Annotated in this window: 13 protein-coding genes; 10 read left to right on the top strand and 3 right to left on the bottom strand. The window is 56.8% G+C overall.

Annotation, left to right across the window (positions count from 1 at the left end):
* The first annotated feature begins 77 nt into the window (after positions 1 to 77).
* The 7 genes from RDA78_RS17960 (at position 78) to flaF (ending at position 7,735) form a co-directional block, all read left to right on the top strand.
* Positions 78 to 473: a hypothetical protein gene (locus RDA78_RS17960; RefSeq protein WP_434051186.1), complete on the top strand. Its 396-nt coding sequence runs from the start codon at positions 78 to 80 to the stop codon at positions 471 to 473.
* Between the two features lie 344 nt (positions 474 to 817).
* A complete protein-coding gene (locus RDA78_RS17955; protein WP_434051185.1) occupies positions 818 to 1,951 on the top strand; it encodes a flagellin in 1,134 nt (377 codons plus the stop codon).
* A gap of 231 nt (positions 1,952 to 2,182) precedes the next feature.
* Positions 2,183 to 3,316 carry a flagellin gene (locus RDA78_RS17950; protein WP_434051184.1) on the top strand — a complete coding sequence of 378 codons (1,134 nt, stop codon included), beginning with the start codon at positions 2,183 to 2,185 and terminating at the stop codon, positions 3,314 to 3,316.
* A 291-nt stretch (positions 3,317 to 3,607) separates the two neighbouring features.
* Complete coding sequence (locus RDA78_RS17945) at positions 3,608 to 5,098, top strand: flagellin (protein ID WP_434051183.1); 1,491 nt, start codon at positions 3,608 to 3,610, stop codon at positions 5,096 to 5,098.
* Positions 5,099 to 5,390: 292 nt separating this feature from the next.
* Positions 5,391 to 6,884, top strand: a complete 1,494-nt coding sequence (locus RDA78_RS17940; protein ID WP_434051182.1) for a flagellin — start codon at positions 5,391 to 5,393, stop codon at positions 6,882 to 6,884.
* 91 nt (positions 6,885 to 6,975) lie between these two features.
* The gene (gene flbT, locus RDA78_RS17935; protein WP_434051181.1) at positions 6,976 to 7,470 is read left to right on the top strand and encodes a flagellar biosynthesis repressor FlbT; all 495 of its coding nucleotides are present in this window, start codon (positions 6,976 to 6,978) and stop codon (positions 7,468 to 7,470) included.
* On the top strand, positions 7,352 to 7,735 hold the full coding sequence (gene flaF / locus RDA78_RS17930; RefSeq protein ID WP_434051180.1) for a flagellar biosynthesis regulator FlaF: 384 nt from the start codon (positions 7,352 to 7,354) through the stop codon (positions 7,733 to 7,735). Before flbT ends, flaF begins: the two co-directional genes overlap by 119 nt.
* A 92-nt stretch (positions 7,736 to 7,827) precedes the next feature.
* Here flaF and RDA78_RS17925 read toward each other — a convergent pair whose 3' ends face one another.
* From RDA78_RS17925 to RDA78_RS17915, 3 genes are all read right to left on the bottom strand, one after another.
* The gene (locus RDA78_RS17925; protein ID WP_434051179.1) at positions 7,828 to 9,363 is read right to left on the bottom strand and encodes a flagellar protein; all 1,536 of its coding nucleotides are present in this window, start codon (positions 9,361 to 9,363) and stop codon (positions 7,828 to 7,830) included.
* An 8-nt stretch (positions 9,364 to 9,371) separates the two neighbouring features.
* Complete coding sequence (gene flgK, locus RDA78_RS17920; RefSeq protein ID WP_434051178.1) at positions 9,372 to 11,225, bottom strand: flagellar hook-associated protein FlgK; 1,854 nt, start codon at positions 11,223 to 11,225, stop codon at positions 9,372 to 9,374.
* A gap of 64 nt (positions 11,226 to 11,289) precedes the next feature.
* On the bottom strand, positions 11,290 to 12,690 hold the full coding sequence (locus RDA78_RS17915; protein WP_434051177.1) for a flagellar hook protein FlgE: 1,401 nt from the start codon (positions 12,688 to 12,690) through the stop codon (positions 11,290 to 11,292).
* Between the two features lie 310 nt (positions 12,691 to 13,000).
* Here RDA78_RS17915 and RDA78_RS17910 point away from each other — a divergent pair, with 310 nt between their 5' ends.
* The 3 genes from RDA78_RS17910 (at position 13,001) to RDA78_RS17900 (ending at position 14,986) form a co-directional block, all read left to right on the top strand.
* Entirely contained in the window at positions 13,001 to 13,846 is an 846-nt protein-coding gene (locus RDA78_RS17910) for an AAA family ATPase (protein ID WP_434051176.1), read from the top strand.
* Between the two features lie 16 nt (positions 13,847 to 13,862).
* Positions 13,863 to 14,411: a hypothetical protein gene (locus RDA78_RS17905; protein ID WP_434051175.1), complete on the top strand. Its 549-nt coding sequence runs from the start codon at positions 13,863 to 13,865 to the stop codon at positions 14,409 to 14,411.
* A 65-nt stretch (positions 14,412 to 14,476) separates the two neighbouring features.
* Positions 14,477 to 14,986 carry a SixA phosphatase family protein gene (locus RDA78_RS17900; protein ID WP_434051174.1) on the top strand — a complete coding sequence of 170 codons (510 nt, stop codon included), beginning with the start codon at positions 14,477 to 14,479 and terminating at the stop codon, positions 14,984 to 14,986.
* The last annotated feature ends 37 nt before the right edge of the window (positions 14,987 to 15,023 follow it).

The raw sequence follows: 15,023 nt of genomic DNA, 5'->3' as shown, positions 1-15,023 counted from the left end.
CGTTAACAGAAGATTCATTTCCTTACGTTAAGTTGGAAATTGTACGGGTGTTTGTTTTGAGTATCCCGGAGGGAAAGATGTTGGATACGGGAATTGCCCGGCCGCCATCGCCGACCTATACGGCGATCACGCCGGTAACACGGGCTCCGGAAAAGAACGAGCCTGCCGCCAGGACGGAGTTGCCTGCACGGGAAACCGTCAGCCCCTCGACCGATTCAAGCGAAAGCCAGCGCTCCGCTCAGAACAGCCGCGATGGCAAGTCACTTTTTGACAGTGTCACACCGCAACTGGACCGCCGCAATGTGGTCGATCCGGAAAGCAACAGCGTCATATATCAGGCCACCAACACCGACACAGGTGAAGTGGTCCGCCAGGTGCCGAGCGAAACGCTCCGCCGGTTGCGTGCTTATGCCGAGTCTATCGAGACGCAGGCTACGCAGGCAGGCGCATCCAATCTGCAGCGGACCGTGTAAACAGGCGCACCGCCCCTATTCTCAAGCATGACCGGCTGCGCGCCTTTTCGGCGCGCTTTGCTTTCCCCACCCCCATCGCACTATGCCTCCGCCGCCGGATTCCGTGATCGTTTTCAGGACGATACGCCGCTGCCGATGGGTCCATCTCAAGGTTAAAAATCAGGGTTAAAATAATTCAAACGTTCGAGTTAACCAATTAACCAAATAAATTTACGATAAGAGTTCACGAATACTTTAGGTTAAATCACGCTAACCAAATATATTATCAATTAATACAAAAACTAACCTCAGAGTTCAGTTGCCATTCAGGAAGAATGGTATTTTACAGCAGAAGGAACTCTGTAATGACTGGAATTACACTCTCCAGTGCGGTGCGCACGAACCTGAATTCTCTTCAGGCAACCTCAAGCCTCATGAGCGCTGTTCAGGAAAGACTCTCCACGGGCAAGAAAGTGAACTCGGCGTTGGACAACCCGAATTCGTTCTTCACGGCTCAGGGTCTTGAAAACCGTGCAAACGATCTCAGCACCCTGCTCGACGACATGGGTCAGTCGATCCAGGGCCTGAAAGCCGCGGACAAGGGCATTTCCTCGATCTCCGATCTTGTAGATGCCGCGAAGGCGAAGGCCAACCAGGCGCTCCAGACCTCCAGCCAGACGGAACGCGCGCAGTTCGCGACGGAATACAACGAACTCCTCGGCCAGATTGAAGATCTCGCCAAGGATGCCGGCTACGGTGGCAAGAACCTGCTGGGCGGCACGGGTAACGATCTCAGCGTTGTTTTCAACGAAGACGGCACGTCCTCGCTGTCGATCTCCGCTGTCGATTACACTGACTCGTCCCTGTCGACCGGTCTGAACCTGTCTGATCTGGCAACTGCGACCGACGGTACCGCAACCCTGACGCTCAGCACGACTGCTACTTCAGGATCCACCCTCGACGGCAATTATGGCTTCACCGCCGGTGACACGATTACGTTGACGGACGCAAACGGCTCGGAAGTCGGCTCGCTGACGATCGATACCACGACAACGGCTGCCGATCTGGAGGCGCTCTATGACGGCGTCGATGGCGTCAGCGCTTCACTCGCCACCGGTACACTGACGATCACCTCCGAGTTCCGGTTGACAACCAGCTCCAGCGCGGCAACGCCTGCGGACTTCACAACCAACGGCACCGATTCCGGCTTTGCGACAGACACGGCAATCGAGTCGACTCTGACCTCGCTGAAAAGTGCCCAGGATACGCTGCGTGCGCAGGCGTCTACATTCGGTACCAACCTTTCCATCGTGGAAAATCGTCAGGACTTCACAAAGGCCCTGATCAACACGCTGGAAGAAGGTGCAGGTAAACTGACCCTGGCCGACACCAACGAGGAAGGCGCAAACCTTCTGGCACTGCAGACCCAGCAGACCCTGGCATCAACCTCGCTGTCGCTGGCAGCGCAGGCCGACCAGAACGTGCTGCGTCTCTTCTAAGAAGTGACAAGGTTCGGCCGGTAGATCCGGCCGAAATAAATGAAGCGGCGGGCAAATGCTCCGCCGCTTCAGCTTTTTAAGGCACGCAAGAAAATTTACGCCTAGTTACAAAGCGTTAAGGTTAAGCCACGCTAACCAAACTTCTTTAGAGCTTGTTTTCAAATTCGGCCGTTTGATGAGCCCCGGACCCAGGAAGGGTTCCGTATCTCGTATTCCTAGAAGGGAAACAAAATGGCTGACATTACACTTTCGAGTGCTGTGCGCTCGAACCTAAATGCACTTCAAGCAACCTCCGCGCTCATGTCTTCCGTTCAAGAAAAGCTTGCAACGGGCAAAAAGGTGAACTCGGCTCTCGACAATCCGAACTCGTTCTTCACTGCGAAGGGTCTTGAGAACCGTGCGAACGATCTCAGCACCCTGCTCGACGACATGGGGCAGTCAGTCCAGACTCTGAAAGCCGCCGACGAAGGTATCTCGGCAATTTCCGATCTGGTCGATGCGGCGAAAGCCAAGGCCAATCAGGCCCAGCAGACCTCAAGCCAGACAGAACGTGCTCAGTTTGCTCTCGAATACAATGAGCTTCTGACACAGATCGAGGATCTGGCCAAGGACGCCGGTTATAAGGGCAAGAACCTGCTTGGCGGCACGGGTAACGATCTCAGCGTGACCTTCAACGAAGACGGCACGTCCTCACTGTCGATCTCCGCTGTCGATTACACTGACACGTCCCTGTCGACTGGTCTGAACCTGTCTGATCTGGCAACTGCGACGGACGGTACTGCAACCCTGACGCTCAGCACGACTGCTACTTCAGGGTCCACCCTTGATGGCAACTATGGCTTCACTGCCGGTGACACGATCACGTTGACGGACGCAAACGGAACGGAAGTCGGCTCGCTGACGATCGATACCACGACAACGGCTGCCGATCTGGAGGCGCTCTATGACGGCATCGATGGCGTCAGCGCTTCACTCGCCACGGGCACGCTGACGGTCACCTCCGAGTTCCGGTTGACAACCAGCTCCAGCGCGGCAACGCCTGCGGACTTCACAACCAACGGCACCGATTCCGGCTTTGCGACTGACACGGCAATCGAGTCGACGCTGAGTTCGCTGAAAAGTGCCCAGGATGCGCTGCGTGCCCAGGCGTCCACATTCGGTACCAATCTTTCCATCGTGGAAAACCGTCAGGACTTCACCAACGCCCTGATCAACACGCTGGAAGAAGGTGCCGGACAGTTGACCCTGGCAGATACCAACGAGGAAGGCGCAAATCTGCTGGCTCTGCAGACCCAGCAGTCACTGGCCTCAACCTCGCTGTCGCTGGCAGCGCAGGCCGACCAGAACGTGCTGCGTCTCTTCTAAACCAGCAAGCGTTTTCAAAGACTCACGGAAGGCGGGCCTCGGCCCGCCTTTTTTGATTCCCGGCAGAACCGGTCCAAGCCTCTTTGCAGGCGAACACCCCTGCCCCCGCACGCCCAGGTGTGGAACCGCGGATTCCTGCCGGTTTCTCTTTCCAATTCAGCGCGTTAAGTCCTCGTTAACCCTATAATGCCATCCAATTAACCAATGATTAGGGTTAACAGGAGATGATCCTAATCAATCGGCTCAGGAAGAGCGGAAGTAGTTAGTTGACCCAGGAAAGGGATATCTAAGATGCAGGACATCACCCTGTCAGCTGCCGTGCGGCAGAACCTTCTCACACTTCAATCCACCGCAGACCTGATGTCCGGCGTCCAGAATAAACTGGCGACTGGCCTTAAGGTCAATTCGGCTCTCGACAATCCAAACTCGTTCTTCACCGCGTCGGGGCTGAACTCCCGGGCAAGTGATCTGAGCAACCTGCTCGACGACATGGGACAGTCTCTGCAAACGATCAAGGCAGCCGACAAAGGTATTCAGACCATCACCGATCTGGTCGAGTCCGCCAAGGCGAAAGCCAACCAGGCGCTGCAGACGCAAAGCCAGTATGAGCGCAAAACCTTCGCCGCTCAGTACAACGACCTTCTTGAACAGATTGAAGACGTTGCGAAAGACAGCTCCTACAAGGGTAAGAACCTTCTCGGCGGCGTCGGCAACGATCTGACCACCATCTTCAACGAAGACGCGACGTCGAAACAGACCATCGAATCCGTCGACTATACCGACACTGCCCTGTCGACCGGCCTGAACCTTTCCGACCTTGCCGAGGGCCAGGGATCCACCAGCACGCTGCAATTGCAGGGTGGCAAGGTGACACTGGCACTGACCGATGGCACCGGGGCCGCGTTGAACAGCAGTTCGACCCTGGCAGATTACACGGCAGTTGCCTCCACGACCACAACGCTGTCATTCGTGGACGCAATCAGCACCGCGGCCTCTTTGGGCGCCGTAACGGGGGCCTCCAGCGTTCAGGATCTGGTTGACGGACTGAACGCGCTGTCCGGTGTACGTGCCGAATTCGACAACGGCACCGGCGAACTGACCGTATACAGCAACGAAGACTTCTACATCGGCAACGGCTCGGTAACGACGACTTTGGCCGGCTCGGCGGTGACTGCAGCGGCCGTCACCGACTCTAGCGCGCTACTGACCGACTCCGGCTCCTTCGCTGTTGGCGACACGCTGACCCTGACTGATGGCAACGACTTCGAGCTTGGTTCCCTGGAAATCGAGGAAGACACGACGGTTGATGACCTTGAGAACTTCATCGGTGATTTCAACGGCGTTGATGCAAGCTTCAGCACCTCGTCCGGACGGATCACGATCACGTCGGAAACCGATCTTACCCTGACAAGTGACAACGCCGACTTCAATTCCACCGGCTTCGCGCAAGACACGGACGGTATTGTTCTGGATGCAATTGCAGACTCCGGCTTCGCGACGGACAGCGACATCAACAGGATCGTCGACCGGTTGAACACGGCTCTGTCGAACCTTCGATCACAAGCATCCGAATTCGGTACCAACCTTTCTGTTGTTGAAATTCGTCAAGACTACACCAAGACGATGATCAATACTTTGCAGGAAGGTGCTGGTCTTCTGACCCTGGCCGATACCAACGAGGAAGGTGCGAACCTGCTGGCGCTTCAGACCAGACAGCAGCTGGCATCCACCTCGCTGTCCTTCGCATCGCAGGCGGACCAGACAGTGCTATCCCTCTTCTAAGTCTAGAAGAATCAGTCAGACGCACGACTCACAAGCTGACAAACAGAAACGGCGGGCCCACAGCCCGCCGTTATCGTTTCATCCTGCGAATACAGTCTAAATTTTTCAAATTTTCCTCAAAAATTTCAGCTACTTAAAAGAAAGCTTTTGGTAACTATTATTTACATCGCGTTAATCAGTGCATGACCGATTAACTTTCCATTCAGATTTACGTCATCTGTGCGCCCTCAACTTTGGCAGTTTCTGAGAAGCACTTTCGGCGGGTACTGAATTAGAAAAGCGGTGAAGTCTGATGTCTGATATTGTTCTATCAAGCGCGGTCCGGGACAACCTTCTGTCGCTCAAGCAAACGGCAGATCTGCAATCGATCACCCAGACGCGACTTGCCACGGGCCTCAAGGTCAACACGGCGCTCGACAATCCGAACTCCTTCTTTACGGCACAGTCTTTGAACGACAGGGCCAGTGATCTGTCCAATCTGCTCGACAACATGGGACAGGCGGTTCAGACCATCAAAGCTGCGGACAAGGGCATCACGTCGATCACGAAACTCGTTGAATCGGCAAAAGCCATTGCCAACCAGGCACTTCAGACATCCAGCGAATTCGAACGCAAGCAGTTTGCCAGTCAGTACAACGACATTCTCGAGCAGATCGAGGACATGGCTCGCGACTCCAGCTACAAGGGCAAGAACCTGCTTGCCGGGGCCGGCAACGAGCTGGAAGTCATCTTCAACGAAGACAGCACGTCCAACCTGACCGTCGAACCTGTCGATTTCACCGACACGACCCTCGACGACGGCCTGAACCTCGATGATCTCGACACGGGCGGCACCGGCACGGCCTCGTTCAATCTGTTCGGCGGCACGGGATCGCTGACGCTGACCGGTCTGCAGGCATCTTCCAACCTGACCGACCTCGGCGACTGGGCGGCCGGTGACCAGGTCACGATAACGGACAGCTCCGGAACAACGACACTGACGGTCGGAACAGACATCACGACCGTTCAGGACTACGTGGACGCGTTGAACGATCTGGACGGTGTTCACACCACCTTCGACGAATCGACGGACTCCATAAACATCACGAGCGGCACGTCCGGTCCGATCTATATTTCCAAGGACAATGCAGGTGGCGGGACAGCGACCGACGGTGGGGCAACAGGTGGAACGACGACGACTTTGACAGTCTCCGCCCTGAGTTCAACGTCGACACTTGTCACGTCGGGCGGCTTCCAGGCCGGCGACACGATAACCATCACCGATGGAAACGGTTTCGAACCGGCCTCGATTGAAATTGACGACGAAACGACCGTCAGCGATCTTGTCAGTTTCATAGACAACGTGAAAGGCCTCGACGCATCCTTCTCCGGCGGCAGCATCAGTCTGATCGGCGAAGTTTCTTTCGATATAACAAGCAGTAACGCGGACTTTAACCGGACAACGCTTGGTAGCACATCAGGTACTGTCGGATTGACGGCGGCGGCATCAGAGTTCAAGTCGGATACCGATATTGACCGAACGCTTCAGGCGATCAACGCGGCCCTTGACGAACTCAGGACGGCGGCAAGGTCCATGGGTACGTCGCTCTCGACGGTGGAAATCAGAACCGATTTCACACAGCAGCTGATCAACACGCTTGAAGTAGGCGCCGGTGAGCTGACCATAGCGGACATGAACGAGGAAGGGGCGAACATGCTTGCCCTGCAGACACGGCAGCAGCTGTCCTCGACCGCATTGTCGCTTGCGAACCAGGCGGACCAGAGCGTCTTGAGCCTGTTCGGTTAACAGCCGGGATGAAAAGCATTAAGGTATCGGCGAACATCATTAACCAATTCGTTAGTGTTTCACGGCGATACTCAAGCGTGGAGGTCACGGAATGGCGCTCAAGGTCGAGCTAAAACCGGGCGAGAGGATTATTATTGGTGACAGTGTCATCACAAATGACAATCAGCGGACCCGTCTGTTTATCGAAGGCCAGGCACCCATTCTGCGTGAAAAGGACATTCTCACGCCCGCCACAGCGGACACACCTGCGAAACGGGTCTATCTGGCCGTTCAGCTTATGTATTTGTCCACGGATCTGGAGAGAATTCAGGAGAATTACTTCACTCTCGTAAACGACATTGTGAAGGCGGCGCCGAGTACGATTCCCTACGTTACGAGAATTAGTAACGCCATCCTAACCGGCGCCTTCTATAAAGCACTGAAAGAAGCACGCAAGCTCATCGAGTATGAAGGGACGCTGATCGGTCATGTACAAACAGGCAGCGCAAGCTTACCAGAAAACCAGCCAGGTGGCGCTGTCACCGAGGGAACTGGAAGCGAATCTGCTGATGAAAGCCGCAGCCCGGCTGCAGCTGATCAAGGATGAATGGGAAGAGACCTCGCTTGCCGAGAAAGACGATGCACTGGTCTATAATCGCAAGCTCTGGAGCATACTTGTAACCTCGGCAACAAGCGAAGAAAGCCAGTTGCCGCAGGATATCAAGAACAATATCGCATCGCTCGCTGTCTTTGTCTTCAAGCAGACCATCACCGTCATCACGACGGACGATCCACAAAAGCTCAACACGCTCATCAGCATAAACCGTGCAATCGCGGAAGGTTTGCGTGCCCGGGCCGCAGCCACTGAGTGACCCCCCGAAAGCAGGGAAACGAACAAAGCCGGGACAGATGCCCGGCTTTTTTTGTTGTCGACTGAAAAGACTGAGCGCACGCCTTTCGTACCCTAGAGATAATCGGCGAGGCTCAGGTTGAAGACAATGGACGAGGCTCTGTAGGAGACTTCAATGTTGTTCTGAAGCTGAAGGATCTCGGCAGCGACCTGGTTCTGGTCGATGCCTTCGATTTCGGCGATCGTTCCCTCGTAGGTGCTTTTCATCTGAACATGCCTGTCGCTGGTGAGCGAGACGGTCCTGTGCGTGATCGCAATATCAGTGGCTATGTCGACAATGCCCGACTGGTCGACGCCGACCGGCTGCAGGATGCTGCGCAGATTGGCCGACAGTTCGTTGTAGTACTCCTCGTCGGTCTGCGTGCCGCCGGAGAAGTCGGCAGCCACAAAGGTCGCAAGCGATTGCACGAGTTCCTTTAGCGGCGTCTCATTGGCCCTGACGCCGTAGCTCACCGTCAGGTTGGAGTCGATGACGGCATTCTTGTCGGTGCGGGCATCTGTCGTTGCGGTATTGCGCCCGGTGTACCATTCAACGGTTGTCGCCGCGCCTGATATCTGTGCCGTTGCGGTATCGTAAGGTGGGCCATCAACCCTTAGCGGCTCCTCGCCGGAAAAAGTGGCAAAGAACTCGTCCGATGCCCATTCGTCGGAAACCGCGCGCAACGTTGTCTGTGCATGGTTCTCGATTTCGTCCGTCAGCGCACTCAGAAGGTTCTGCGCCGTTTCCTCCAGATCAGCCCCGATCGCGAAGGTTCCCTCGACTTCGCTTGTGGGCGCCGCACTCAACTCGATGGTGACGGTTTCGGTATGCGTGGGCGGAAGACTGAGCTCCACGGTGATACTGTCACCCAGGTTCGGCTGGCCCGTAAACTGGACATCGAAACTGTCCGGGTCCGCGCCAAGCGGTCCCGTGAGGGTGGCATTGGTCAGAGTTGACGTGACGCTTGAAATATCAAATCCGAAATCATGCGCGCCGTCTTCGGCGATCGTGAACGTCGAGTCGGTTGGTACAAGCCCCGCATAGTTTGTGGTCAGGGCCGAAATCGATAACCGGCCATTGTCGGACGCACCGAGATTGGCCTGCTGGTATTCGCTGAGATAGGTCTCAAGCCCGTCGAGCCCTCCCTCCCCTTTCATGATCGCATCCAGGGCGGCTACGGGATCGCTGATCGCATCGGTGCCACCGAAGATGTAATAGCCGGCGATTTCGGTATTCAGGATGTTGAGCGCCTCGGTCAGAAGCAGTTCTGCGCGCGTCTGGGTCTGGGTCTGACCATCGTCCTGCAGGATGAAATCGTTGCTGTCCAGCGCGGATTTGGAATCCTGGCGCAGAGATTCAAGCCGCTCCAGAGACATGGACAAGGTCTCCAGGTGCAGATTGGATATGGTAATCGTCTCCTGGTAACTCTCGATCAGGCTGACCTTTTGCGTCAGCTGAATGTCCAGAAGCCTGCTGTCACCGATCTCGCCGTAGGTGGTCCCGACTTTTCCGGTGGCCAGTTGATTGGTCTTTTCCGACAGCAGGTTGTTCAGGTCACCAAGCTGCTGCGTGATATAGGACCGTGACGTCGTGATTGTCGAGAAAGTCATTTCGCACCTTAAACGATGTTCAGAAGCTCATCGAAGAGATCTTTGATGGTCTGCATGACCCGGGCATTGGCCGCGTAAGCGTTTTCGAGCTGCACCATGAAGGCAAGCTCGGTATCCAGATCAACGGCGTAGCTTTCCTCGTACCTGACCGCGAGGTTGACCGTCAGCGTCTCCTTGGCCGTCGCAAAGGTCTTGGCGTCCTCGGCCTGATTGCCCTGGAATGCGATCGTGTTGTTGACGTAGCTGATCACGGTTCCTTGAAACGGGGAATCCGTGCTGCCAATCCCCGCCTCCGGGTCGAAATATACAACACCTGAGCTCAGTGCATCGAGCAGGAACTCGGGCCGCGCCGGATCATTGGATGTGTTGGCGGCAGGTGTTGTCTGATAGTCGATCAGAAGCGAGCTGTCGGCGATGAGAGCCGGGTTGACGCTGATGCCAGCTGCATATCCGACCCGCTGTCCTCCCGATTCCAGAGCGTCGGTGAACAGTTCGGTGCCCGCACGCTGGTCAACAAAGATCGCCAGTCCAAGACCCTGGTCGCTGTCCGCTGCGACCGTGACACTGGCCTCAAGGCTTTGCACACTGGTTGGCGCCCCAACGTCACCAAGAACGCGAAGGTTGTCTGAACCGTCATTGCTCACCTGGAGGCCTGTGGCTGCGAGCGCCGCCGTGATGTTCGTGATGTAGGTGGCCGGCGTGCCGCTTGAAATGTCGATCCCGAATACGGTGTCGTTCGGGTTCGCCGTCGCCGTGTCGTCAAGCGGCAGCAGGCTGGGATCGGAAACAGCCAGAAGCGTGACCGTCTGTGCAACACCGCCGGTATCGGTGTATTCCAGCGTAATCGTGTTTCCCGGCTGCAATCCCGAAACATCAAGGTCGAACCCGTCGTCGAGCCCGACCGTGACAGCGGTGCTTTCCACCGGCACGTTGGAGAAGGCCAGAGAGATTTCAGCCGCGATCGTGTCGAGTTGCCTCTGGGCTTCGACCAGTATTTCGTCCCGCAGCTCCGCAGTCGCGATCATTGCGCCGGAGTTAGATGCGGCGATCACGTCATAGGTCGACCCGCCCGGCGTGGTTGCCAGCACGGTTTGACCTGCGGCGCCGGGTTGCATTGAGTGTGTCGTGACAAAGCTGAGGGTGGATGCCTGTCCGTCGGAGTAGAGTTGCTGACCGTCCGAAGTCTGAATGAAAAGCGTGTTGTTGGCGCCGTCCGAAACTTCAATGTCAAGATATCCGGACAGCTGCTCGACAAGCCGATCCCGTTCGTCTTCCATATCCGCAGTCGACACATTGGACTGGGTGGCATCCCGAATGGCGGAGTCGATATCTTCAATGCTCGTCAGCAGGTTATTGACGGTTTGAGTCTGGAGCGACAACGAGTCATCGGCTTCCTGGCGCAGATCGCTTATCCGCTCATAGGCGCTGTTCAGTTCGCGCGCAAAGGCCTCCGACGCGGCAATCACTTCCTGCTGCGCGGTGTAGTTGCTCGGGTCGTTCATCAGCGTCGAAAGCGCAGACGATAGATTTCCGACCAGGGTTGAAAGACCGGCATTGTCACCGATCGTTCCGAAAATTTCGTCGAGGCGTCCGGTGAAGCTGGAGATCTGCTTCGCGTAGTTCGTATCGGCCAGCGAACCGAAATAGTCCGCCTGGATCTTTTCATCGATAATTCTGGTGATTTCGGTGGCCGTGAGCCCGGCAACATTGCCCTGCCCGTCAAAATACGCCTTCGCCGAGATCGTCTTCTTCGAATACCCGACCGTGTCCGCATTGGCGATGTTGTTTGCGGTCACATCCAGCTGACGCTGATTGTAGGTGATGCCGAAGACCGCAGTGTTCAGGGCGCTTGAAAGACCCATGGCGGGTTCTCCTTTGACGGACGCGACGACGCCGGCAGGTTATGACCTGCCGGCGGCGAACTCATTACCGGACCATGTTCAGGGCATCGTCCAGCATCTCGTCCGCGGAGGTCACGATCCGCGAATTCGCCGAATAGGCCTGCTGGGTAATGATCAGCTTCGAAAACTCGTCCGCGATATCCGCGTTGGAAAGTTCGAGATTGTTGGCGAGGATCTGCCCTCCGCCCGTCAGATCCGCTTCGCCGGAAGAGGTTGTTGCGGCAAAAGCAGCCCCATCAACGCGCTGCAGGTTCTGCTCGGCCTCGAATGTCGCCAGGGGGATCTCGAAGACAGCGCGCTGCTGGCTGTTCGAGTAACTTGCAATCACCCGGCCCGATTCATCAACGGCGACACCCGTCAGCTCGCCCGCCGGATAGCCGTCCTGATCCAGCGATACCGAGCTCGCGGACCCGTCCGGGTCGGAATACTGCGTCAGCGAGTATTGGGTCAGCCCGGCATTGGCAAAGGATATCCCGACACCCGTTGCGTCCGTCCCGGCAATCGTCAGGGTCGCGATATCGAACCCGTCGCTTGTCCCGTTGACCGTACCGATCGAACCCGCGGTCATGCCGGTGAGCGTACCGGTGCTGTCGAATTCGACGTCGCCGACATCATAGTAGGCGGTGGTCGCGTCTCCGCCGGAGCCGATATACATCGTCCAGGTATCGTTCACCACAGGCGGGCCGACATCGGCATTCGCCGTTTTGGCATACCGGACCTCGACATTCATCGCCGTACCGTTCTGGTTGTAGATCGTGATCGAGCCGCCCGAAATCGAGCTGTTCAGAAAGTCGGTCTCATTGGCCACCGCCACGTCACCGGCACCGACGGACGTAGCCAGCAGCGCCGTCGACGCCGTCGATCCGTCATAGTCATTCGTGTTCGGAATGCGCGGCAGGTTCGCCTGGTAATCGAGCTGGGTCGTTGCGGACGCCGCAAGTGGCTGGTTGTCGATCTGGATCACGGCCGGATCGTCACCCACCGGATTGCCCGTCACGGCGTCAAGGGGGAAACCCTGGAGGTAGTAGCCGGCGCTGTTGACAAGGTAGCCGTCCTGGTCGCGCTCGAAGTCACCGGCACGGGTGTAATATGTCTCGTCGGCGAATGTGGTCGAACCGTCAACGACATCGGCCGCCTGCGTCACGACGAAATAGCCCTCGCCGTTGATCGCCATGTAGGTGTCCACATCCACCTGGGTGATATCACCCTGGATCGTGTTTGTGGCCCGCGATGTTGCGTATGTCGTGCCGGCGACTTGCGACCCCTGTGTTGCCCCACCCCCAGAGACAAGATCGGAAAAAGTTGTATCGAGCCGCTTGTATCCAGTGGTCTGCGAGTTGGCGACGTTACCGGAGATATTCTCCAGCGCGATCGCCTGCGCCGTCAGACCGGAGACAGCCGAGTTGATAGCCCCATAAATACCCATGATGCATCCTCTTTATAGATCGGGCATTGCGCGAATGGGCTCCCGCCCACAGTCACACCATGCCCGCAAAGGGCGTGCCAGTTTGACCAGGCAATCAATTTACGCATTAATTTCAGGTAATTACGATGATTTCCGGAATCAGTTTCTTACAGCCAACGGTCAGTGAACACACTCTTGCCGGGCAAAATCTTCCCTCCAGCCCGGCAAGACTCTCCCGCCCGGCTGTTTTCAGCGGACAACCTTTTGCGGACTTGCTTCCTGCGGCCGGGCCTGCCAGTTTCCGGCCAGGAGATGAACAACGGACGGCACAATGCGCTTTGAAGGAACTGACGATTACATTGCAACGGAGGATCTGCGCGTCGCGGTCAACGCGGCCGTGGCTCTCGAGCGGCCCCTCCTCGTCAAGGGAGAGCCGGGCACGGGCAAGACCGTGCTTGCGGAACAGGTCGCTGCAGCTCTTGGCGCGCGCCTGATCGAATGGCACGTGAAATCGACAACAAAAGCACAGCAGGGGCTATACGAATATGATGCGGTGTCGCGTCTGCGCGATAGCCAGCTAGGCGACGAACGCGTCAAGGACATCAACAACTACATTCGCAAGGGAAAACTGTGGGACGCCTTCGAAGCCACGGAAAGACCTGTTCTGCTCATCGACGAGATCGATAAGGCGGACATCGAGTTTCCGAACGACCTTCTGCTCGAACTCGACCGCATGGAGTTCCATGTTTACGAGACGGGCGAGTCCGTCCAGGCGAGGCAACGCCCGGTCGTGATTATTACGTCGAACAATGAAAAGGATCTGCCGGACGCCTTCCTGAGGCGCTGCTTCTTCCACTTCATCAAGTTCCCGGACGCGGAAACCATGGCAGAGATCGTCGAGGTGCACTTCCCCGGCATCAAGAAGCGTCTCCTATCGGAAGCCCTGAGGCTGTTTTTCGATGTAAGGGACGTTCCGGGGCTCAAGAAAAAGCCGTCGACCTCGGAACTCATCGACTGGATCAAGCTTCTTCTGAACGAAGACATCGATCCGGAAACCCTTCGTCAACAAGATGGCAGCAAACTGATCCCTCCGTTGCACGGTGCCCTTTTGAAGAATGAGCAGGATGTTCATCTTTTTGAGCGTCTTGCCTTCATGTCCCGCCGGGAGCGCACCTGACGGCTTGGAGAGCCATTTGAAACACCGGATTGCCAGACTGTTCTTGCGGACCTGCATCGCATTGCCGGCGGTGGCTATTGCCACGGTCATCCCCGCCAACGCCCAGGTGCCGCCTGAAAAAGAGGCCGGCTGGCAGAGTGATGTCGGCGGTTTGCGCCACTTCATGGGGCTGCGCTGCCCCGACCAGATCGGTCCGTTTTTCCGGATCAAGGTGCTTGAAGGCGGGGCGAACAGTCTTGCCGGCTGCATTTATACCGGCAGAGATGGCATGACCGCGGTTTTGCGCCAGCACGTGCAGGACACGGGGCGCCGGGAAGCGATCAGTTTTTCCAGGAACTACAAGGCGGCCGGTTTTGAGGAAATACAGCTCAGCGGAGCCGCCTCTACCGGAATATCTTTCAGGACGCGGAGCTGGACGCCCACCAGCCTGTGCGAAACCTTGTGGCACTTTGCCGGAAAAGACTCCGATTTCACGCTCTGGCTTTCCTACACACTGCCCACCCAGCAGGATGAGGTCGGACCGGCGGTGACTGCCTTTACGCAGGTGCTTGCACAGCAAAACTGAAGACGGCATTTGCACAAGTGCCCTCCTCTCATTTATTGAGACAGAGGACCAACTGGAACTCCGATATGCGCTTGCTTTTGCTACGACACGCCAAGTCCGACTGGGGAGACGCGGACCTCGAGGATATTGACCGGCCTCTGAACGCCCGGGGCAAGGCGGCGGCCGTTACGATGGCGCGCTATCTGCGCGACCAGAAACTGCAGCCGAGCGTGATCTTGTGTTCCACATCCCAGCGAACACGAGAGACGCTCGCGCGCATTCTGCCCTACCTGCCGCAGGAAGCTCATATCGAGCTCGTCTCGGATCTCTACTGGAAAAGCGAAGACGGATATGGCGCGGTCATTCGCAAGCACGGCCACAGGGCGCAGACGCTGATGGTGATCGGTCACAATCCGGCAACGGAAGACACTGCGCTGGACCTCGTGGGCACGAGCGCATCCGACGCGCTTTCAGATCTCCAGGAAAAATATCCGACCGCCGCTCTCGCCGTTATCGATTTCGATATCACGGACTGGTCCGAGCTGGGATCGGGCACCGGGCACCTGGAACGCTTCGTCAAACCGCGCGATCTTTAGTGCGGTTTACGAATTTGAAGTTCGCATCATTGCTTCT

This window comes from Roseibium sp., assembly GCF_051016195.1.
GTDB lineage: Bacteria > Pseudomonadota > Alphaproteobacteria > Rhizobiales > Stappiaceae > Roseibium.
Note: the sequence above shows the minus strand (reverse complement) of the source record. Positions and strands in the feature narration are given on the sequence as shown.